This is a genomic window from Sphingosinicella humi (genome assembly GCF_003129465.1).
Lineage (GTDB): Bacteria > Pseudomonadota > Alphaproteobacteria > Sphingomonadales > Sphingomonadaceae > Allosphingosinicella > Allosphingosinicella humi.
Genome location: NZ_QFFF01000001.1, coordinates 2,114,585 through 2,133,069, shown reverse-complemented (window position 1 = coordinate 2,133,069; position 18,485 = coordinate 2,114,585). Strand labels below are relative to the sequence as shown.

21 protein-coding genes and 2 pseudogenes are annotated in these 18,485 nt (G+C 67.7%); 9 read left to right on the top strand and 14 right to left on the bottom strand.

Translation table 11 applies throughout. The features are described from left to right. Positions 1–20: 20 nt before the first annotated feature. From queE to DF286_RS10530, 7 genes are all read right to left on the bottom strand, one after another. Positions 21–647: a 7-carboxy-7-deazaguanine synthase gene (queE, locus tag DF286_RS10560; RefSeq protein ID WP_109271395.1), complete on the bottom strand. Its 627-nt coding sequence runs from the start codon at positions 645–647 to the stop codon at positions 21–23. Next, positions 644–1,336, bottom strand: a complete 693-nt coding sequence (gene queC, locus DF286_RS10555; protein ID WP_109271394.1) for a 7-cyano-7-deazaguanine synthase QueC — start codon at positions 1,334–1,336, stop codon at positions 644–646. Before queC ends, queE begins: the two co-directional genes overlap by 4 nt. 165 nt (positions 1,337–1,501) lie before the next feature. Further along, positions 1,502–1,939, bottom strand: coding sequence for a DUF3617 domain-containing protein (locus DF286_RS10550; RefSeq protein ID WP_109271393.1), 438 nt, complete (start codon positions 1,937–1,939; stop codon positions 1,502–1,504). Between the two features lie 246 nt (positions 1,940–2,185). Further along, positions 2,186–3,106, bottom strand: a complete 921-nt coding sequence (gene hslO, locus DF286_RS10545; RefSeq protein WP_109272142.1) for an Hsp33 family molecular chaperone HslO — start codon at positions 3,104–3,106, stop codon at positions 2,186–2,188. Positions 3,107–3,289: 183 nt separating this feature from the next. After that, positions 3,290–3,652 carry a GIY-YIG nuclease family protein gene (locus tag DF286_RS10540; protein ID WP_341533237.1) on the bottom strand — a complete coding sequence of 121 codons (363 nt, stop codon included), beginning with the start codon at positions 3,650–3,652 and terminating at the stop codon, positions 3,290–3,292. A 164-nt stretch (positions 3,653–3,816) separates the two neighbouring features. Further along, entirely contained in the window at positions 3,817–5,007 is a 1,191-nt protein-coding gene (locus DF286_RS10535) for an aspartate aminotransferase family protein (RefSeq protein ID WP_109271392.1), read from the bottom strand. A 101-nt stretch (positions 5,008–5,108) separates the two neighbouring features. Then, entirely contained in the window at positions 5,109–5,936 is an 828-nt protein-coding gene (locus tag DF286_RS10530; RefSeq protein WP_109271391.1) for an ABC transporter permease, read from the bottom strand. A 112-nt stretch (positions 5,937–6,048) separates the two neighbouring features. Here DF286_RS10530 and DF286_RS10525 point away from each other — a divergent pair, with 112 nt between their 5' ends. From DF286_RS10525 to DF286_RS15160, 4 genes are all read left to right on the top strand, one after another. After that, positions 6,049–7,278, top strand: a complete 1,230-nt coding sequence (locus tag DF286_RS10525) for an HlyD family secretion protein (RefSeq protein WP_243444797.1) — start codon at positions 6,049–6,051, stop codon at positions 7,276–7,278. Continuing rightward, positions 7,275–9,380, top strand: coding sequence for a peptidase domain-containing ABC transporter (locus DF286_RS10520; protein ID WP_109271390.1), 2,106 nt, complete (start codon positions 7,275–7,277; stop codon positions 9,378–9,380). The genes DF286_RS10525 and DF286_RS10520 overlap by 4 nt, the downstream gene beginning before the upstream one ends. Before the next feature lie 155 nt (positions 9,381–9,535). Next, entirely contained in the window at positions 9,536–10,210 is a 675-nt protein-coding gene (locus DF286_RS10515) for a GcrA family cell cycle regulator (RefSeq protein ID WP_109271389.1), read from the top strand. 211 nt (positions 10,211–10,421) lie between these two features. Then, a complete protein-coding gene (locus tag DF286_RS15160) occupies positions 10,422–10,568 on the top strand; it encodes a hypothetical protein (RefSeq protein ID WP_158274664.1) in 147 nt (48 codons plus the stop codon). A gap of 221 nt (positions 10,569–10,789) precedes the next feature. On the opposite strand, the gene DF286_RS15555 is transcribed toward DF286_RS15160, so the two are convergent. The 4 genes and pseudogenes from DF286_RS15555 to DF286_RS10505 form a co-directional block, all read right to left on the bottom strand. After that, positions 10,790–11,395 (bottom strand): phage terminase large subunit family protein, encoded by a 606-nt coding sequence (locus DF286_RS15555; protein ID WP_341533243.1) that lies wholly within the window; start codon positions 11,393–11,395, stop codon positions 10,790–10,792. A gap of 3 nt (positions 11,396–11,398) precedes the next feature. After that, a pseudogene (locus tag DF286_RS15550) lies at positions 11,399–11,629 on the bottom strand (ATP-binding protein); the annotation flags it as partial. 130 nt (positions 11,630–11,759) lie between these two features. Continuing rightward, positions 11,760–11,939 (bottom strand): annotated as a pseudogene (locus DF286_RS15545) (terminase large subunit domain-containing protein); the annotation flags it as partial. Between the two features lie 179 nt (positions 11,940–12,118). Continuing rightward, on the bottom strand, positions 12,119–12,634 hold the full coding sequence (locus DF286_RS10505) for a hypothetical protein (RefSeq protein WP_146193599.1): 516 nt from the start codon (positions 12,632–12,634) through the stop codon (positions 12,119–12,121). Positions 12,635–12,880: 246 nt separating this feature from the next. Here DF286_RS10505 and DF286_RS15155 point away from each other — a divergent pair, with 246 nt between their 5' ends. After that, entirely contained in the window at positions 12,881–13,042 is a 162-nt protein-coding gene (locus DF286_RS15155) for a hypothetical protein (protein ID WP_158274663.1), read from the top strand. Between the two features lie 190 nt (positions 13,043–13,232). Here the strand turns inward: DF286_RS15155 and DF286_RS10500 are convergent, their stop codons facing one another. Next, positions 13,233–13,952 carry a PilZ domain-containing protein gene (locus DF286_RS10500; RefSeq protein WP_109271387.1) on the bottom strand — a complete coding sequence of 240 codons (720 nt, stop codon included), beginning with the start codon at positions 13,950–13,952 and terminating at the stop codon, positions 13,233–13,235. A 315-nt stretch (positions 13,953–14,267) separates the two neighbouring features. Between DF286_RS10500 and parE the strand changes: the two genes are divergently transcribed. The 4 genes from parE to DF286_RS10480 all read left to right on the top strand — a co-directional run bounded on the left by parE (position 14,268) and on the right by DF286_RS10480 (position 17,295). Next, the gene (gene parE / locus DF286_RS10495; protein ID WP_109272139.1) at positions 14,268–16,244 is read left to right on the top strand and encodes a DNA topoisomerase IV subunit B; all 1,977 of its coding nucleotides are present in this window, start codon (positions 14,268–14,270) and stop codon (positions 16,242–16,244) included. A gap of 30 nt (positions 16,245–16,274) precedes the next feature. Next, positions 16,275–16,571, top strand: coding sequence for a hypothetical protein (locus tag DF286_RS10490; RefSeq protein WP_109271386.1), 297 nt, complete (start codon positions 16,275–16,277; stop codon positions 16,569–16,571). Between the two features lie 80 nt (positions 16,572–16,651). Continuing rightward, the gene (locus tag DF286_RS10485) at positions 16,652–16,978 is read left to right on the top strand and encodes a PilZ domain-containing protein (protein WP_109271385.1); all 327 of its coding nucleotides are present in this window, start codon (positions 16,652–16,654) and stop codon (positions 16,976–16,978) included. A 32-nt stretch (positions 16,979–17,010) separates the two neighbouring features. Then, a complete protein-coding gene (locus DF286_RS10480; protein ID WP_109271384.1) occupies positions 17,011–17,295 on the top strand; it encodes a PilZ domain-containing protein in 285 nt (94 codons plus the stop codon). Between the two features lie 4 nt (positions 17,296–17,299). On the opposite strand, the gene apaG is transcribed toward DF286_RS10480, so the two are convergent. After that, the gene (gene apaG / locus DF286_RS10475) at positions 17,300–17,698 is read right to left on the bottom strand and encodes a Co2+/Mg2+ efflux protein ApaG (protein ID WP_109272138.1); all 399 of its coding nucleotides are present in this window, start codon (positions 17,696–17,698) and stop codon (positions 17,300–17,302) included. 31 nt (positions 17,699–17,729) lie between these two features. Beyond that, the gene (gene recO, locus DF286_RS10470) at positions 17,730–18,461 is read right to left on the bottom strand and encodes a DNA repair protein RecO (RefSeq protein ID WP_109271383.1); all 732 of its coding nucleotides are present in this window, start codon (positions 18,459–18,461) and stop codon (positions 17,730–17,732) included. Positions 18,462–18,485: the final 24 nt, after the last annotated feature.

Sequence of the window (18,485 nt, the reverse complement as noted above, 5' to 3'; positions counted from 1 at the left end):
GGGATGATGCAGTAGCCCCCCTAAGGCAATCCCAGCAGCTTGTGCGTCTGGAGGCTGAGCCGCCAGCGCGGGTGGCGCATCACGAACTCGATCGCCGCCGCCCGGGCGCCGGCCGCATCGGCGCAGTCCATCGGCTGGATCAGGAAATGGTCGAACGCCCAGCCTGACAGCTCCGCGGGATCGATCTCCGGCTGCGGCCAGACGAGCTTCAGCTCGTTGCCGGCGCGCTGGACGATCTTGGTCGATCCCTTGGGGCTGACGCAGATCCAGTCGAGCCCCGGCGGCGCCGCTATCGTGCCGTTGGTCTCGACCGCGATCTCGAAGCCCCGCGCGTGGAGCGCTTCGATCAGCTCGGTGTCGAGCTGGAGCAGCGGCTCGCCGCCGGTGATGACGACGAGCGGCCGCTCGCCCTCGCCCCACAATTCCTCCACCTTCGCCGCCAGCGCCTCGGCTTCGTAGCGGCCGCCATTCTCGCCATCCATGCCGACGAAATCCGTGTCGCAGAAGGTGCAGTCGGCGGTGGCGCGGTCCCGCTCGCGGCCGGTCCACAGGTTGCAGCCGGAAAAGCGCAGGAACACCGCGCGCCGCCCCGCCTGCATGCCCTCGCCCTGGAGGGTGAGGAAGATTTCCTTGACCGCGTAGCTCATGGCCGGACGGCGTAGCGGGTCGGATCGGTGAGGCCCGCCTCCACGAAGCCCTTGGCGCGCAGGCGACAGGCGTCGCACAGGCCGCAATGCTCGCCGGCAGGGGTCGGATCGTAGCAGGTCCAACTGAGGCCGGCGTCGAGCCCCAGCCGCGCCGCTTCGGCGGCGATGTCGGCCTTGCTCATGTCGAGGAGCGGCGTGTGGACGGTGAAGCGGTCGCCTTCCACCCCGGCGCGGGTGGCGAGGTTCGCCATCCGCTCGAACGCCTCGACGAACTCCGGCCGGCAATCCGGATAGCCCGAATAATCGAGCGCGTTGACGCCGATGAACAGGTCGCGCGCCCCCGCCGCCTCGGCCCAGCCGAGCGACAGCGACAGGAAGATGGTGTTGCGCGCCGGCACATAGGTGATCGGAATGGCGCCTTCCTCGACGCCGCCCTTGGGCACGTCGATGTCGGCGGTGAGCGCCGAGCCGCCGAACCCGGTCAGATCCAGCGGCAGGACGATATGGCGTTCGGCGCCGAGCTCCCCGGCAATGCGGCGCGCCGCGTCGATCTCGATCCGGTGACGCTGGTTGTAATCGACGGTGAGCGCCAGCAGGCGGAAGCCACGCTCGCGCGCAATGGCGGCGGTGACCATGGAGTCGAGCCCGCCCGAAAGCAGGACGACGGCAAGAGGGCTGCTGTCGATCATGGGAACCGGCGATCTAGGATCGCGGCGGCAAGGGCGCAAGGCGGCAAAAAGAAGCGGGCCGCCCGGTGAAGGCGGCCCAGTTTAGGCTGTTAAGCCTGCTAGGGAGGAAAGCGTGCCCAACTCGGCACGGTCCCGCCTTATACCAGGCCCATGGTAAACGGAGTGTTAACGGCCGGCCCTGTCGCGGCCCGCCGGGCACGGGCCGATCCGCCGCGCCTCCACCCGATAGGCGAAGGGCGCGTTGTCGGAAATCCCCTGGGTGTCGATCTGCGCCAGGCGCGGCGTTTCGACCCTGAGCGACGTGCGGCCGAAGCCGCTCGCCGGGCAGGTGTAATGGACCGTCGCGCTCTCGGCGTTGCTGGAGATGACGAGCCGCGAGCAGGGCGAGTTGCGGTGCTGGAGCTGCATGAGAATGGCCGGATCGGCCACGCAGATCGGGGGCAGGCGCTGGCCGGTGTCGAGGTTGCGCAGTTGCCAGAGGCCGTGCTCCAGCTTCGTCAGCGCGGTCAGCCTTCCAACCTGTTCGCCGAGCCCCGGCGCCGTCGCCAAGGTGAGCGCGCCGACAGCCATCGCCGCCCGGCACCAACCTTTGAAGCTCAGCATGTGACACTCCCAAGCGTGACGGCGAGCCCTCTGCCCCCGTTCGTTCGCCGCTCGGCCCCCGCCGCGGAAGCCCTCATATTAGCAGCCAATGGTTAAGGAATCGAGGCACCGTGCTGCAGTGCAGTTATCGGTAGCCGTCACCCCGGCGAAAGCCGGGGCCCAAGAACACCGGAGCCACAGGAGACCCGCAACGCCATGTTCTTGGATTCCGGCGTCCGCCGGAATGACGAAGAATAGCGCCCAAACCTAAGCGTCCAGATCGCTGGCCGAAATCGGAAAGGCGCGCGAACAGAATTCGCAATCGACGCTGATGAATCCGTCGCTGTCGACCATGTCGCGCCGCTCCTCCTCGCCGAAACGGGCGATGACGCCGCGTATATAGTCGAAATTGCAGCGACAGCCCTTGGAGAGCGGCACGGTGGCGAGGACGCGGATCTCCTCCTCCTCGTGGAACAGGCGCCACAGCAGGGTCTCGAGCGGCAGGGCGGGATCGAACAGCTCGTTCGCCTTGATCGTCTCGGCGAGCACCCGGACATGCTCCCATTCGGGATGATCGAGCCGGGTGTGCAGCCGCTCCCGGCCCTCCTCCCCGTCCGGCAGATGCTGGATGAGGATGCCCCCGGCGATGTGTCCGGTATCGTCGACGGCGAGCCGCACCAGGCTCGGTATCTGCTCGGACTGGCTGAAATAGCTCTGCGCGGCCTCCGCGAGCGACTCGCCCTCCAGCGGAACGATGCCCTGGTAGCGCTCGCCGCTCACCGCCTGGTCGAAGGTGATGGCGAGATAGCCCTTGCCGAACAGGGCGAAGAGCGTCGGCAGGCTGTGCACCTCGGCCAGCCGCTCCTTGTCGAAGCGTACATAGCCGCGCAGCTCGCCGCCCTTATAGTCGCAGACGAGCAGGTCGATGATCCCCGCCTCGGTCTGCGCCTGGACGGTCAATTGGCCCCCGGCATCCTTCAACATCGCGCCGAGCAGCGCCGTCAGGGTCAGCGCCTCGGAGAGGATGCGCGCGATCGGCGCCGGATAGGCATGGGCGGAAAGCACCTCGTCGAGGAGCGGCCCCAGCCGCACCAGCCGGCCGCGCGCGTGCCGTCCGGGAATGGTGAAGCCGACCGCTTCGTCGAGATGGGCGGCCAGCGCCGCTTCGCTGCTGTGTTCGGAAGTCATGATCCCGATGTAGGGAACGCCGCCGCCGTGTCGAGTATCCCGCCGTTCCGCCGGATCCAACCTCTCGTCATCCCGGCGAAAGCCGCGGCTCGAAGCCCAGGCCCGCCTCTCCGTCATCCCGGCGAAAGCCGGGATCCAGGAACACCGGCGAATTCAGGTAAAACGATGAGCTGGTCGCCTATCCTACCAGTCCCGCGTTCTTGGGTCCCGGCTTTCGCCGGGATGACGATGGGGGATGGGTGTCTCGGGCAACAATTCAAACCCCAGGACCGCAACCGCAAGGTCGTTCCACTCCGGATTGTCCCGTTCGATCAGCTCGATCTTCCAATCGCGGCGCCACTCCTTAATCCGCTTCTCCCGGATGATCGCGGCTTCGATGCCCTCGTGGGCTTCGAAATAGACGAGATGCTTGATGCGATGGCGGCGCGTGAAGCCGGGGACAGCCCCGATGCGATGTTCGTGGATTCGCTTCGGCAGATCAGAGGTGACGCCGACGTAGAGCGTGCCATGCCGCCGGCTCGCCAGCATGTAGACGTAGCCCCCCAATGGTCTGAGGCTACACCATTTCGGAACTCGAACGAAGTTTCGTCACCCCGGCGAGCGCCGGGGCCCAAGAACACGGCTTGATCGTCAGGGCGAGGCGCTCGCCGCCTCATCCGTGCGCCGCAGTGTTCTTGGGTCCCGGCTTTCGCCGGGATGACGCCAGCGTTTTACGCCGCCGCCTGGGGCATCTCATATTGCCGCGCAGCTTCGGACAGCTTCTCGACGAACTCCGTCACATGCGCTTCCTCGATCACCAGCGGCGGCAACACGCGAAGGACGTTGTCGCCGGCGGCCACGGTCAGGAGCCCGTGCTCGCGAAGGTAGGTCACGAAGGCGCGGCTGTCGGTCTTCATCTTGATGCCGAGCATCAGGCCGAGCCCGCGCACGCCCTCGAACAGATGGTCGTCATTGGGGATCATCTGCTCCAGCGCGCCGCGCAGCCGCTCGCCCATGCGGGTGACGTTGTCGAGGAACGCGTCGTCGGCGACGATGTCGAACACCGCCTGGCCGGCCGCCATGGCGAGCGGGTTGCCGCCATAGGTCGAGCCGTGGGTGCCGATCACCATGCCGGCCGCCGCCTTTTCGGTGGCGAGGCAGGCGCCCATCGGGAAGCCGCCGCCAATGCCCTTGGCGGAAGCGAGGATGTCCGGCTCCACGCCATAATGCTCATAGGCGTAGAGCTTGCCGGTGCGGGCGACGCCGCACTGGACCTCGTCGAACACCAGCATCAGGTCGTTCTCGTCGCAAAGCTCGCGCAGGCCCTTGATGAAGGCCTGGCTGGCGGGACGAATGCCGCCCTCGCCCTGGATCGGCTCGACGAGGAAGCCGGCGGTATGCTCGTCCATCGCGGCCTTGGCCGCCTCGAGATTGTCGAACTCGACGACCTTGAAGCCCGGCAGCAGCGGGGCGAAGCCGTCGCGCAGCTTCTCCTGGTTGGTGGCGCTGATCGTCGCCATGGTGCGGCCGTGGAAGGCGTTGGAGAAGGTGATCAGCGTATGCTTTTCCGGCTGCCCCTTGGCATGATGGTAGCGGCGCGCGGTCTTGATCGCGCACTCCACCGCCTCGGCGCCCGAATTGGTGAAGAACACTGTGTCGGCGAAGGTCAGGTCGACGAGGCGCTGGGCGAACGCTTCGCCCTGCGGGCTGCCATAGAGGTTGGAGACGTGGATCAGCGTCGCCGCCTGCTCCTGGATGGCCTTGGTGAGATGCGGATGGCCATGGCCGAGCAGGTTGACCGCGATGCCGCTCGCGAAGTCGAGATACTGCTCGCCCTGCTCCCCATAGAGATAGACGCCCTCGCCGCGCACCGGACGCACGGGCGAACGGGGATAAACGGGCATGAGCGGCGTTATGGCCATGGAAAGCTCCTAAAAGCGGCTGTTGCAAAGGCGGCGGCGAAAGCCGTCCGGATGGCCGCTCCATAGGAGAGAAGCGCCTGCGCGGTCAACGTGGCCGCAGCCTAGCTCTTGAGCTTCCAGCCCTTGCTGAGCAGTGCGTAGCAGAGCGCGCCGAGCCCGATATTGAGGCCGAGCAGGAGGAAGGCGCCGAAGGTCACTGGCGAGTCGGCGATCCCGAGAAACCCGTAGCGGAAGCCCGAAATGATGTAGAAAAACGGGTTGGCGTGGCTGATCGCCTGGAACGTCGGCGCCAGGCTCTCGATCGAGTAGAAGGTGCCGGACAGGAGCGACAGCGGCGCCACCACGAAATTGGTGACCGCGGCCGCATGGTCGAACTTCTCCGCCCAGATCGACGTGATGAGTCCGAAAAAGGCAAGCATCACGCTGCCCATCAGCCCGAACCAGAACACCGCGCTCAAATGGCTCGGCGCTACATCGACGCCGGGGTAGAAGAGCATGATGCCCCACACCGCGAAGCCGACCAGGAAGGCGCGCGTCACCGCCGCGCCGATCAGCCCCGCGATCAGCTCGCCGGTCGAGAGCGGCGGCATCAGATAGTCCACGATATTGCCCTGGATCTTGCCGACCAGCAGCGAGAAGCTCGAATTGGCGAAGGCGTTCTGGATCATCCCCATGACGATGAGACCCGGCGCCAGGAAGTCGGCGAAGGGCACGCCCATCACCTCCCGCCCGCTGCGCCCCAACGCGACGGTGAAGATGACCAGGAACAGCAGGGTGGTGATCGCCGGCGCCCAGATGGTCTGGAGCTGCACCTTGAAGAAGCGCTTCACCTCCTTGACGTAAAGGGTCTTGAGGCCGCCCCAGTTGACGTTCTTGAAAACGGGCTCGCCGGGGGCGGCAGGAACCCAGTCCGAAGGCCGATCGCTCATGGCCCCCGTCGCTAGAGGCTGTTTTCCGCCGCCGCAAGCCGCCACGTCCCCGATTGCAGCCCGGGGCCTTGAGGTTTAGCCTCGCGGAAGATTCGAAGGGGGGCGGGGCGGATTGTCTTTATTCCGCAAGGAGGCGTTGGAATATCGGGCCGACCGGCTGCACGGCGAGGTCAACCTCGCTCTGCCCGTGTCGTGGCAGCTGATCGGCTATGGGCTGCTGGCGGCGCTGGCGATCGCCCTCCTCTTTCTCGCCGTCGCTTCCTATTCCCGGGTCGAGACCGTTCCGGGCGCCGTCGTGCTGGATCGCGGCGTGGCGCCGATCGTTCCCACCCGGCAGGGCATCGTCGCGGCGCTGCATGTGAAGGAAGGCGAGACGGTGGAGGCCGGCGCCTCTCTCGCCCAGATCAGCGCCGACGAGAACCTGGCGGCGGGCGGCACGGCGCCCGAGCGCATCCTTGCCGCCATCGAGGAGCAGGATACCAGCCTCGCCCGTCAGTCGCAGCAGATATTGACCGCCGCCGAAGCCGAACGATCCCGCCTCGCCGCGCAGATCGACGGGCTGGTGCAGGAGATCGCCCATCTCGACCGGCAGATGGGCGTGCAGCGTGAGCTGGTCGCCAGCGCCGCGCGCGAGGTCGAGCTCATCCAGGATGTCGCCAAGCGCGGTTTCATCAGCCGCCGCGACGTGCTCCAGCGCGAGGAAACCTTGCTCGCCCGCCAGCAGCAGCTCGCCCAATATGGGCAGCAGCGCAGCGCGCGGGAGGCGGCGCTCGCCGAGGCGCGGCGCGACATCGCCCGGGTCGAGGCGCAGGCGCGCGCCGAGGCCGCCAGCCTCTCCTCCAGTCGGGCGGCGCTCGCCCAGCGCCGCGTCGATGCGCAGGCCGCGCGCGGCTATGTGCTGACCGCGCCGGTCGAGGGCACCGTCACCGCCATCACCGCCCGGATCGGCCAGGCGGTCAGCAGCGAGCAGCCGTTGATGACCTTGATGCCGAAGGGCGCGACGCCGCGGGTTGAGCTCTACGTGCCGAGCAGCGCCGCCGGCTTCCTGGAGGCGGGCCAGAATGTCCGGCTTGCGGTCGATGCCTTCCCCTATCAGCGCTTCGGCACCGTCGAGGCGGAGATCGTGCAGGTGTCCTCGGCCGCCATTCCGCGCGCCGGAGCGGAGGGCACGACCGTTCCTGTCTATCTCGTCACCGCGGCGCTCGCCCATCCCTGGGTCATGGCCTTCGGCGAGCGCCAGCCGCTGCTTCCCGGCATGACCCTCACCGCCCGGATCGTCACCGAGGAGCAGAGCCTGTTCGAATGGCTGTTCGAGCCCCTGCTGGCGGTGAAGAACCGATGAGCGGCGTGCTCGATCTCGGCCTTCTGTCGCGCGGGCGGGTTCGGCTCGTCCGCCAGACGGAAGTGGCGGAATGCGGCCTCGCCTCGCTGGCGATGGTCGCCAATTATCACGGGTTCGACGTCGATCTCGGCACGCTCCGCCGCCAGTTCACGCCGTCGATGCGGGGCGCGGCGCTCAAGTCGCTGATCCAGATGGCCGACCAGATCGGCTTTTCCACCCGCGCCGTGAAGCTGCCGCTGGAGGAGGTGATGAACCTCCACATGCCGGCCATCCTCCACTGGGACCTCAACCATTATGTCGTCCTGGAGCAGGTGAAGGGCGGCAAGGCGCTGGTCCACAATCCGGACGGCCGCTCGAAATGGTATACGCTCGACGCGCTGTCGAAGCATTTCAGCGGCGTCGCGCTGGAGCTCAGGCCGGCGGACGATTTCGAGCCGGAAACCAGGCGCGAGCGCCTGAGGCTCCCGCAGCTCTGGCGGCGCATGACCGGGCTCAAGCGCGCGCTCGCCCAGACCTTGGTGCTGAGCCTCGTCATGCAGGCCTTCGTCCTCGCCTCGCCCTATTATATGCAGCTCGCCATCGACCAGGCGCTCCCCGCCCTCGATTACGACCTGCTGACCGTGCTGGCGCTCGGCTTCGGCCTGTTCACCCTGATCAACGCCGGCGCCTCGCTGCTGCGCGCCTTCGTGCTGCTCTCGGCCGGGACATCGCTCAGCTACGGCGTCGCCGCCAACATCGCCCGGCGCCTGTTCCGCCTGCCCGTCTCCTGGTTCGAGCGGCGCCATGTCGGCGACGTCCTCTCCCGCTTCCAGTCGATCACGCCGATCCAGAAGGCGCTGACCGAAGGCGCGGTGGCGGCCGTGGTCGACGGCGCGCTGGCCGTCCTCACCCTCGTCGTCATGTTCTTCTACAGCGCCACCCTGGCGCTCGTCGCCCTCACCGCCTTCGCCCTCTACGGCCTGGTGCGCTTCGTCTCCTTCTCGCTTCAGCGCGAGGCGGAGGAGGAGACGATCGTCGCCCGCGCCAAGGAGCAGTCGATGCTGATCGAGAGCATCCGCGGCGTCGTCACGCTCCGCCTGTTCAACCGCGAGAGCCAGCGCCACGCCCAGTGGCAGACCAAGCTCACCGACGCGGTCAACGCCAATATCGGCCTCGCCCGCATCGGCATCTGGCAGCAGGTCGGCAACACGCTGATCTTCGGCATCGAGACGGTCGTCACCATCTGGCTCGCGGTCGGTTTCGTCATCGACGGCGGCTTCAGCGTCGGCATGGTCTTCGCCTATCTCGCCTACAAGACCCAGTTCATCGACAAGGGCGCGGCGCTGATCGACCAGGGCATCGCCTTCCGCATGCTCGGCCTCCACCTCGAGCGCCTGTCGGACATCGCCATGTCCGACCAGGATGTAAGCTTCGCCAAGGCCCTCCCGCCCCGCACCGAGCTCAAGGGCCGGCTCGAGCTGCGCGGCGTCGGCTTCCGCTACAGCCCGACCGATCCGCTGGTGCTGGACGGCGTCGACCTCGTCGTCGAGCCCGGCGACCATATCGCCATCACCGGCCCCTCCGGCGGCGGCAAGTCCACCCTCGCCAAGATCATGCTCGGCCTCCTGGAGCCCGACGAGGGCGTGGTGCTGGTCGACGGCGTTTCCCTCGCCCGCTTCGGCCACAAAAACTATCACGACCAGATCGCCGCCGTCCTCCAGGACGACCATCTCTTCGCCGGCTCGCTGGCCGACAATATCGCCCTGTTCGACGACGCGCCCGATACCGAGCGGATCATCCTCTCCGCCCAGGCCGCCGCCATCCACGCCGACATCGCGGCCATGCCGATGGGCTACGAGACGCTGGTCGGCGACATGGGCTCGACCCTGTCCGGCGGCCAGAAGCAGCGCGTCCTCCTCGCCCGCGCGCTCTACCGCGATCCCGCCATCCTGCTCATGGACGAGGGCACGTCCCACCTCGACATCGAGCATGAGCGGCAGGTCAATGCCGCCATCTCCGGCCTCGGCATCACCCGCATCGTCATCGCCCATCGCCAGGAAACGATCGCCGCGGCCGACAGCATCTATGCGATGGTCGATGGAAAGCTGGCGAAGGGCGGTTGAACCGCCCGCCCCGCCAACCTTGAATTCGCCCATCGCCGCCTTCACATAGAGGGCCGAAATCGCTAATGAGCGGCGTGATCCCTTTCAGGGTTTTGAGATATTGGCGGCGCCGGACCCGTTCGGTCGCGCGGCTATCGCATGAAGGAATTTGTTGAATGTCCTGGACCGACGAGCGCATCGACCGGCTGAAGGAACTGTGGAGCAAGGGCATGACGGCGAGCCAGATCGCCGACGAGCTCGGCGGCGTCTCGCGCAATGCGGTGATCGGCAAGGCCCACCGACTCGGTCTCCAGTCGCGCCCCTCCCCGGTGAAGGCCAATGAGGCTGCCCAGCCCAAGGCCAAGCCCGTCCCGGCCGCGGCTTCGGCCGCCGAGATCGCCCCCGCCGACGCGCCCCGGAAGGACCCGGCGCCCAAGCCCGCCCCGCCGCCGCAGCAGCAACCCGCTGCTCCGGCTGCCGCCCAGCCGCAGCCCGCGCCGGCCCAGCCGCAGCAGCCCCGCATCGTCTCGGTCGGCCCCGGCGGCTTCCTCCGCCAGGGTCCGGGCGACCAGCAGGCGCCGATCCCGCCGGCGCCGCCGCGCCGCCTGGTGCCGGCCAAACCGAGCCCCGAGGTCGCCGACAAGACCAGCCTGCTCGATTTGAACGAGAAGATCTGCAAATGGCCGCTCGGCCATCCCGGCGAGCCCGATTTCCATTTCTGCGGCGCGCCGGCCAATCCGGGCTTCCCCTATTGCGTCGAGCATTGCGGCGTCGCCTACCAGGCCCAGCTTCCACGCCGCGACCGCCGCCCGCCCCCGCCCCTCCCCTTCGGCGGCCCCCGCATCCGCTAACGCGGATAGAATCAGCATGCGTCATCCCGGCGAAAGCCGGGACCCAAGAACACCAAAATGGTCGCCAGGACGACGAGTCCGCGCCTTCCCGTTCACGCTGATGGTCTTGGATCCCGGCCTACGCCGGGATGACGGAAATGGCTTGCCAGGTCTCTTCCAACGCCTCCCCTCCCGTGTTATATAAATAACACACTCGTAGGAGGCAGACGCCATGTTCGAAGATCCCGTCGCCAAGAGAACGGCCATTGCGGCAGCCATCGGCGCCGTGGTCGCCATCCCCGTCCCGTTCGTGGGCCCGCTCTTCGGTGCCGTCGTCGGCGCCGGCGTTGGCTATTTCTCAGCCAAGCGCCGGACCTGAAGCACCAGCTCCCGTCATCAAGCACTAGGCCCCGTCATCAAGCACCAGGCCCCGTCATCAAGCACCAGGCCCCGTCATCAAACACCAGGCCCCGTCATCCCGGCGAACGCCGGGACCCAAGAACACCCTCGTAACCGGGTAGGCGACGAACCCGTCATCCTTGCCACCTTCTCCGCGTTCTCGGCCCCCCGCTTCCGCCCGGATGACCCCAAAGCACCCCCTCACAACACCCTGATCCGCGGCTCCGCCCGCACCGGCGCCAGCATCAGCTCGGCCATCGCCCACACCATCGCGTCCGCCCGGTCCGGCGATCGCCCGGGTCCTTCATAGCCGCCGCCCAGGGTCAGGCCGCAAAGCTGGTCCTCCAGCTCCGGAAAGGCGCCGGCGAACCGCGCCTTGCCCTTCTCGAACAGGATCGCCACCGGCTCCGCCCGCCGCCCCTTGCCGAGCCGCGCATGGGCCGCCTTCACCGGCAGGCTCATATCGGCGCTCCTCAGCACGCTCTCGACCATCGCCCCGCCCTGGTTGCTCTCCGCCACCACCCGGTCCGCGCCATGCAGCTCCGCCGCATAAGCCACCGCCCGCGCCCAGCCTTCGGGCGAGACTCCGCTCACGCTATGATCGCCCAGCACATAGCCGAGCCCATCCGCCCCCAGCCCACAAGCCACGATCCCGCAAGTCCCCGCCGCCGAAGCCGGCGGATCGACCCCGATCACCACTCGCCTGATCCGTTCGTCCCGAGCGAAGTCGAGGGGCGCTCGTGAGGTCTCGATCAACCGGCGCGTCCACAGCGCCCCCTCGACATCCTCCACTATCTCCCCATCCAGCTCCTGCCGGCCGAGCCTCGTGCCGCCATAGGCATCCACCATCGCCTGCAAGAAGCCGTCGGAAAGATGCGGATTGTCCGCCGTCCGGCCCCGCGTCGTCACCGTGCGCTTCTCGCCCTCGATCCGGTTCAGCAGCGGGATCGGCCGAGGCGTCGTCGTCACCAGCGCGCGCGGCCGCTCGCCGCAGCGGAGCGTCAGCTGCAGATTGTCCCAGGTCTCGTCGCCGCGCCGCCACTTGGCGAGCTCGTCGCACCAGGCATAATGATGCGCCGGGCCTCTGAGACCGTCGGGATTGTCGCCCGACGAACGCCCGGCTGCCGCCCGGCCAGGTCAAACGCTTGAGGCTGGGTTCCCACCGGGGCGTCCGCCCCCGGTTGGCGCCGACGGCCAGCAATCCGCTTTCGCCCTCGATCATCACCTGGCGGACCTCGTCCTCGGTCGCGCCGACCAGGGCGATGCGCACCCGCCGCCCTTTCTGGGTCGCCAGCCGGGTGATCCACTCCGCCCCGGCCCGCGTCTTGCCATAGCCGCGCCCCGCCCTCATCAGCCAGGTTCGCCAGCCCTCCCCCGCCGGCGGCAGCTGCCCGCGATGGGCCCACAGCTCGAAGTCGGCGTCGAACTTCAAAAGGTCGGCATAGCTCATGCTCGCCAGCCGCCGCGCCTTCTCCTCGTCGCGAAGGTTCAGGAACAGCCGCAGCTGCTCGAGGCTGATGAGCGGCTCGCTCATGCCCCGCCATCCTCGCCGCTCAGCCTCTTCTCCAGCGCCGACAGCTTGCGGACGACTCGCCGGCGAACTTCCTCCACTTCCTCGGACCCAGCCTCCACCTCGGCCATGGCGGCGCCCTCGCGGTGCAGCTTCAAAAGCTGGATCGCCAATCCGTTCGGATATTCGCGAGTCTTGTCGACGATGCCGTTGCCGCGCTCGACCGTCTTCACCGTTCCGTTCATCGCCCGGTCGAGCAGCGCCAGCTCCAGCTTGGCATAGCCCTCCGCCAGCGCCTTCGCCCACTCCGCCCTGAACGCCGCCGACCGCTTGCGCAGCGCATAGACGCTCATGCCGGGCTTCATCCCCGCCGCCCGGACCGCCGCCTGCACGTTGCAGGTCGCGGCCAGTTCGTCGAGGAACAGCCGCTGCCGCTCCGCCGTCCACCCGTCCCGTCGCGGCCGCCGCACCCGGGGCTTGCGCCCGCCCGACAAGATCACCTCCTCACCCGCCCCCGCCTCGTCCGCCTTCGTCATATCTCCCTCCACGACAAAAAGGCCGGCGCCCAAACGGGCCCGGCCTCCTCTCCCGCCTCGGCGGGACTCAGCTACACTTTCTCAGCGTGATCGCACTGTGCCACATGAGCGTCACGGTGTCAAGTTGTTTAACCCATATGGATATTTTCGTCCTGGGAACGCTCTGCCATCATCATCGTTAATGCTCCACCCACGACGGAGCCGCTCGGCTCCGGTCCACGCACATATCAGGAGAACGGATCGAGCATGTCTCGTGACGACGAGGATTATTACCAGCGCCGGGCCGAGGAGCAGATCGCCCTCGCCCAGCAATCCGACGACACCCGCGCCGTCCAGGCGCACTACCAGCTAGCCTCCGCCTACCTCGACCGCATCCACGGCGAGGACGAGGAGACCCCACCCACCTAACCGTCATCCCGGCGAACGCCGGGACCCAAGAACACGAAACTGGTAGAATAGGCGACCAGCTCACCGCCTCACCTGAAACGACCAGCGTTCCTGGGTCCCGGCTTTCGCCGGGATGACGAAAGGGCGCTCCCACTGGAGCCTAGTCAGCCAACGACCCCGCTTCCGAGGCGCCGCCACACCCCCTCCCCCTTCAGAGTCGGTCCTTCTCCCACGCCCCCGTCTTGAGGCTGGCGATCTCCACCCGCTTGCCCAGCCACTCCGCCAGCTCTTCGAAGGTAAGCGGCTTGTCGAAGACGATGCCGGCCTGGCCGCCGCGATACCAGCGGATGATGCCCTTGATCGGCCGCAGGCTTTCGACGGTGATCACCGTGGGCTTGCCGACGCAGCGCCAATCGTTGATCTCGACCTTCACGCCGCCCTGGGAAATGTCGCGCACCTCGACCTTGTGGTAGAGCTTGCCGACGCGCACCGTGGCGCCGCAGCGTATCTCCAGCCGCGGCGGCCGCGGGACGAGGCCGCCCCGGGGCCGCGGCCCGGAGAGGAACGCGCGCAGGTCCATGGTTTCGTCGAACTTGATCCCGGCCATCGGCGGCCGGGTCCACACCACCTGGCCGGTGACGCGCTGATGCGAGTTGAATTCGATATGGACGGTCTCGTCGACGGGCGGGACGGGGCCGGCCGTCTCCACCATCACGCCGCCGGCCGAGATGTTGCGGATACGGGCGAAATCCTCTCCCTTCGCCGTCGCCAGCTTGACCAGCGGCAGAACGGCGGCGACGCGCTTTTCCGCGCGCCGGTCGGTCGGCCGCGGCACCTGCGTCGAAAGCGAGAAGGTCGCGGATTCGAAGGCCAGCTCCCCCCAATGGGACTGACGGCCGCCGATTCCCCGCTGAATGAGCCCAGCCAGCATCAAGGCCTCCCACAGAGCCACAGAGTCGAGGGCGAAAGATTATTCCCAAAGGGTTAACGCTTTGCGCACGAGCTGTCATCCCGGCGAGCGGGGCTGGCAGATGAAAGGCGCCCTTCGATAGCGATTCATGGCGCGACAATCGTCATCCCGATGAAAGCCGGGACCCAAGAACACGCGATTGGCAGAATAAAGCGACTCCGAACTCGCCTCACCGACGAAGCCGCCGTTCTTGGACCCCGGCGTCAACCGGGGTGACGGAATTTGCCCTCAACCCCGCGCTTGGCAGGGCGCCGCACGCCGCCCTATAGCATCGCCATGTCCGATTTGTTCTCGTCCGCGACTCCCTCCTCCAACGACTATGACGCTTCCTCGATCGAGGTTCTCGAAGGGCTGGAGCCCGTTCGGCGGCGGCCCGGCATGTATATCGGCGGCACCGACGAGCGGGCGCTGCACCATCTCGCCGCCGAAGTGCTCGACAACAGCATGGACGAGGCGGTGGCGGGCCATGCCAGCCGCATCGAGGTGACCCTGGAGGCGGGCAACCGCCTCACCATCGCCGACAATGGCCGCGGCATCCCGATCGACCCGCATCCCAAATATCCGGGCAAGTCGGCGCTCGAGGTGATCCTCACCATGCTGCACTCGGGCGGCAAGTTCAGCCACAAGGCCTATGCGACCTCGGGCGGTCTCCACGGCGTCGGCGTCAGCGTCGTCAACGCGCTGTCGAACGACACGGTGGTGGAAGTCGCCCGCAACAAGGAAATCTACCGCCAGAGCTTCTCCAAGGGCCACGCGACCTCGAAGCTGGAGAAGGTCGGCGCCACCCAGAACCGGCGCGGCACCACCATCGCCTTCACGCCCGATCCGGAGATTTTCGGCGAGGGCGCCAAGTTCCGACCGGCGCGGCTCTACCGCCTGGCGCGGTCGAAGGCCTATCTCTTCGCCGGGGTCGAGATTCGCTGGAAATGCGATCCCGCGCTGATCGAGGACGACACGCCCGCCGAGGCCGTGTTCCAGTTTCCCGGCGGCCTAGCCGACCATCTGAAGGAGCAGGTGGGTAGCCGCGAATGCGCCACGTCCGAATTCTTCAAGGGGCAGCAGGACTTTCCCGACGATCAGGGCCGGGTCGAGTGGGCGGTCGCCTGGCCGCTGTGGAGCGAGGGCGGCTCCTCCTATTATTGCAACACCATCCCGACGCCCGACGGCGGCACCCACGAGCAGGGCATCCGCGCCGCCCTCACCCGCGGCATGCGCGCCTTCGGCGAGCTCACCGGCCAGAAGAAGGCCAAGGACATCCACGCCGACGACGTCGTCGCGGGCGCCGAGATCATGCTCTCGGTCTTCATCCGCGACCCGCAATTCCAGAGCCAGACCAAGGACCGCCTCACCAGCCCCGACGCGGCCCGCCTGGTCGAAGCCGCGATCCGCGATCATTTCGACCATTTCCTGACCGACAATATGGACCGCGGCCGCGCCCTTCTGGGCTTCGTCCTCGACCGCATGGACGAGCGGCTGAAGCGCCGGGCCGAGCGCGAGGTGAAGCGCAAGACCGCGACCTCCTCGCGCAAGCTCCGCCTCCCCGGCAAGCTCACCGACTGCGCCAATGACGATCCCGCCGGCACCGAGCTGTTCATCGTAGAGGGCGACAGCGCCGGCGGCTCGGCCAAGCAGGCCCGCGACAGGAAGACCCAGGCGATCCTCCCGATCCGCGGCAAGATATTGAACGTCGCCAGCGCCAACACCGCCAAGATCGGCGCCAACCAGGAAATCGCCGACCTCACCCTCGCGCTGGGCTGCGGCACCCGCGACCGCTGCGACGTCGACAACCTGCGCTACGAGCGCGTCATCATCATGACCGACGCCGACGTCGACGGCGCCCACATCGCTACCTTGCTGATGACCTATTTCTTCCAGGAAATGCCCGATCTGGTCCGCAAGGGCCGCCTCTATCTCGCCCAGCCGCCCCTCTACCGCCTCTCGGCGGGCGGAACCGTGGCCTATGCGAAGGACGACGATCAGCGCGCCGAGCTGGAGCGCACCACCTTCAAGGGCAAGAAGGTCGAGGTCGGCCGCTTCAAGGGTCTTGGCGAGATGAACCCGCAGCAGCTCCGCGAGACCACCATGGACCCCAGGACCCGCAGTCTCATCCGCATCACCCTCCCCCAGGAATATGAGGAGCGCTCCGCCGTCCGCGACCTCGTCGACCGGCTGATGGGCAAGAACCCGGAGCACCGCTTCCAGTTCATCCAGAGCCACGCCGCCGAGCTGGACGAAGAGGAGATCGACGCGTGAGCGCAGCGGGCGATCGCCGGGAATAGCGCGATGCTGAGATGGTGGACGATCGGCCGCGCCACCGGTGTCGGCGTGGTCGCGGGGCTGGCCGCGCTGATCCTGTGGCCCGCTTATGCCGCGCTGCAGGAGCCGCTGGCGCTGCCCTATGGAGCGGCGCTGGCCGTCGCGGCCTTTTGCGGCCTGTCGATCCTGTGGATCACGGCCGTCGACCTCCTCTTCCACCGTCGGCGCGGCGACCGGATGCTCCCGCTGCGCATCTTCGACATAGCCCTGGCGCTCCTCCTCCTGCTGCCCTCGGCAAGCGCGCTGACGATATTGCTGGAATAGCCCCACCGGCAGGAATTCGCCCGCGTTCACCGTTCCTTAGCGAAAAAGCCCTAAGGCTCGAACGTGGAAAAGAGGGCGCTATGAGATTAGCCGCGGAAATATCGACGAGCGGCTTCCACGAGCTTCGCAAGGCGGAGCGGTCGGAGGTCTCGATGGGTGCCGGTCTGAGGCGGCCGGGCGCCAAGAAGGTGCGGGTCGATCTGCTCGACATTTCGACCGACGGCTTCCGGATGGAAAGCTTCGACACGCTTCCGATCGAGTCGCACGTCTGGCTGACGCTCCCCGGCCTGGAAGCCCAATGCGCCCGCGTCGCGTGGCGGCGGGGCGACGAGGTCGGCTGCGAATTCGCGGCGCCCCTGCACCCGGCCGTCCTCGAGCGGGCGATCGCGGCAGCAAGGATCAACTGAGGGCCGGCGGCCCCGACGTTCGGGAACAAGCTATGGCAACAGCGCCAGGACATATCGAGAAGCGATCGGGAAAGAGGCTGAACGTCTCCATTCCCTCGCGCCTGCGGCATAGCGGCTTCGACCAGGCCGACGTGCTCATCTGCAACCTGTCCTTCCGGGGCTTCCGCGCCGAATGCACGGAACAGCTGACGCGCGGCGACTTCGTCTCGATCGACCTCCCGAAGATCGGTCTGGTGCGCGCCCGCGTGGCCTGGTGCCAGACGGGACATGTCGGCGGCATGTTCCTCAAAGCCACCGACATCCGGCGCTGCGTCTAGCGCCTCAGCTGGGAACGGTCGGCGCGACCAGCGGAAAGCGTGGAATGGCGGCGGCGAAGGTCGCGCCGTCCTCGCCGATCATATAATAGCGGCCTTCCATCGAGCCGGTCGGCGTGTGGAGCGGGCAGCCCGAGACATAGTCGAAGGAGCCGCCCGGTTCGATCACCGGCTGCTCGCCGACGACGCCCTCCCCCTGCACCTCATGATGGCCGCCGCGCCCGTCGAGGATCGTCCATTGCCGGCTGACCAGCTGCACCGCCTGCGCGCCCTCATTCTCGATGCGGACATGATAGGCCCAGAACCAGCGGCCCTTTGCGGGCTCCGACTGTTCGGGCAGGTAGCTGACGGACACCCGGACGGTGACGTCCCGCGTCGTCTGGCTATGGGCAAAAAGGCTCTTCACCGGCCGACCTTCCATCTTCCTGGCATCGTCGTCAACGCGTGACGCGGCGCAGGCGCTCCAGCAGCCGCTCGCGCGCGGCCAGCACGTCGGCCTGGCGCTCGATCAGCAGGTCGCGGGCGAGGAAATGGCCGGTGAGGCGGAAGCCGGCATAGATATCTTCCCATTCCGCCGGCCCGCCGGCGAGGAGGAAGGGCGGTAGCGGCAGCAACCGATCGCGATATTCCCCCGCTCCCGCCTCGCTGACGGCGCGGCCGCTCCTGGGGCTGACATAAGCCAGATTCTCCGTGGCGCCCGAAGCGGCGCATTGACTGAGGTCGAGGCCGAAGCCCAGCTCGGCGAGCAGCAGCAGCTCGTAGCGGACGAGGGGCGTCGCCCAGCCCTTGGCGCTGGGCGCCGCCTCCACGGCCGCTAGCACCCCGTCCAGCGCCTCATAGAGCCGCGGATAGGCCTGCCCCTCCGGCAGCGTCGCGGCGGTGAGGGCGCAGGTCCAGTCGACGGCGGCGGCCGGCAGCGCTTCGGACAGCAGCGGCGCCCGGCTGTGCACAAGCTCGACGCTGAGCTGGGCAAGCTGGTCCTCGCTGCGGGCGCGATATTCGGCCTGGATGAGGTTGCCGGGCAGCAGGATCGGCCGCAACCGTCGCGAATGGCCACCGCGCACATAGCCCGGCTGGATCCCGTCGTCGCGGGTCAGCGCGCGAACGATGGCGCCATGCTCGCCATGGCTCCGAACGGCAACAACGATGGCGTGGGTCAGGAGCCGCATGGCTCGCGGATATCAGCCGAGAAA

What these genes read in the sequence shown, in the direction of transcription:
- DF286_RS15155 (WP_158274663.1), top strand. Translation starts at nt 12,881, where the DNA reads ATGTCTCGTGACGACGAGGATTATTACCAGCGCCGGGCCGAGGAGCAG.
- queC (WP_109271394.1), bottom strand. Translation starts at nt 1,336, where the DNA reads ATGATCGACAGCAGCCCTCTTGCCGTCGTCCTGCTTTCGGGCGGGCTC.
- DF286_RS10505 (WP_146193599.1), bottom strand. Translation starts at nt 12,634, where the DNA reads ATGACGAAGGCGGACGAGGCGGGGGCGGGTGAGGAGGTGATCTTGTCG.
- DF286_RS10485 (WP_109271385.1), top strand. Translation starts at nt 16,652, where the DNA reads ATGAGATTAGCCGCGGAAATATCGACGAGCGGCTTCCACGAGCTTCGC.
- DF286_RS10520 (WP_109271390.1), top strand. Translation starts at nt 7,275, where the DNA reads ATGAGCGGCGTGCTCGATCTCGGCCTTCTGTCGCGCGGGCGGGTTCGG.
- DF286_RS10550 (WP_109271393.1), bottom strand. Translation starts at nt 1,939, where the DNA reads ATGCTGAGCTTCAAAGGTTGGTGCCGGGCGGCGATGGCTGTCGGCGCG.
- recO (WP_109271383.1), bottom strand. Translation starts at nt 18,461, where the DNA reads ATGCGGCTCCTGACCCACGCCATCGTTGTTGCCGTTCGGAGCCATGGC.
- DF286_RS10500 (WP_109271387.1), bottom strand. Translation starts at nt 13,952, where the DNA reads ATGCTGGCTGGGCTCATTCAGCGGGGAATCGGCGGCCGTCAGTCCCAT.
- DF286_RS10530 (WP_109271391.1), bottom strand. Translation starts at nt 5,936, where the DNA reads ATGAGCGATCGGCCTTCGGACTGGGTTCCTGCCGCCCCCGGCGAGCCC.
- DF286_RS10515 (WP_109271389.1), top strand. Translation starts at nt 9,536, where the DNA reads ATGTCCTGGACCGACGAGCGCATCGACCGGCTGAAGGAACTGTGGAGC.
- DF286_RS10535 (WP_109271392.1), bottom strand. Translation starts at nt 5,007, where the DNA reads ATGGCCATAACGCCGCTCATGCCCGTTTATCCCCGTTCGCCCGTGCGT.
- DF286_RS10480 (WP_109271384.1), top strand. Translation starts at nt 17,011, where the DNA reads ATGGCAACAGCGCCAGGACATATCGAGAAGCGATCGGGAAAGAGGCTG.
- DF286_RS10490 (WP_109271386.1), top strand. Translation starts at nt 16,275, where the DNA reads ATGCTGAGATGGTGGACGATCGGCCGCGCCACCGGTGTCGGCGTGGTC.
- hslO (WP_109272142.1), bottom strand. Translation starts at nt 3,106, where the DNA reads ATGACTTCCGAACACAGCAGCGAAGCGGCGCTGGCCGCCCATCTCGAC.
- parE (WP_109272139.1), top strand. Translation starts at nt 14,268, where the DNA reads ATGTCCGATTTGTTCTCGTCCGCGACTCCCTCCTCCAACGACTATGAC.
- queE (WP_109271395.1), bottom strand. Translation starts at nt 647, where the DNA reads ATGAGCTACGCGGTCAAGGAAATCTTCCTCACCCTCCAGGGCGAGGGC.
- DF286_RS15160 (WP_158274664.1), top strand. Translation starts at nt 10,422, where the DNA reads ATGTTCGAAGATCCCGTCGCCAAGAGAACGGCCATTGCGGCAGCCATC.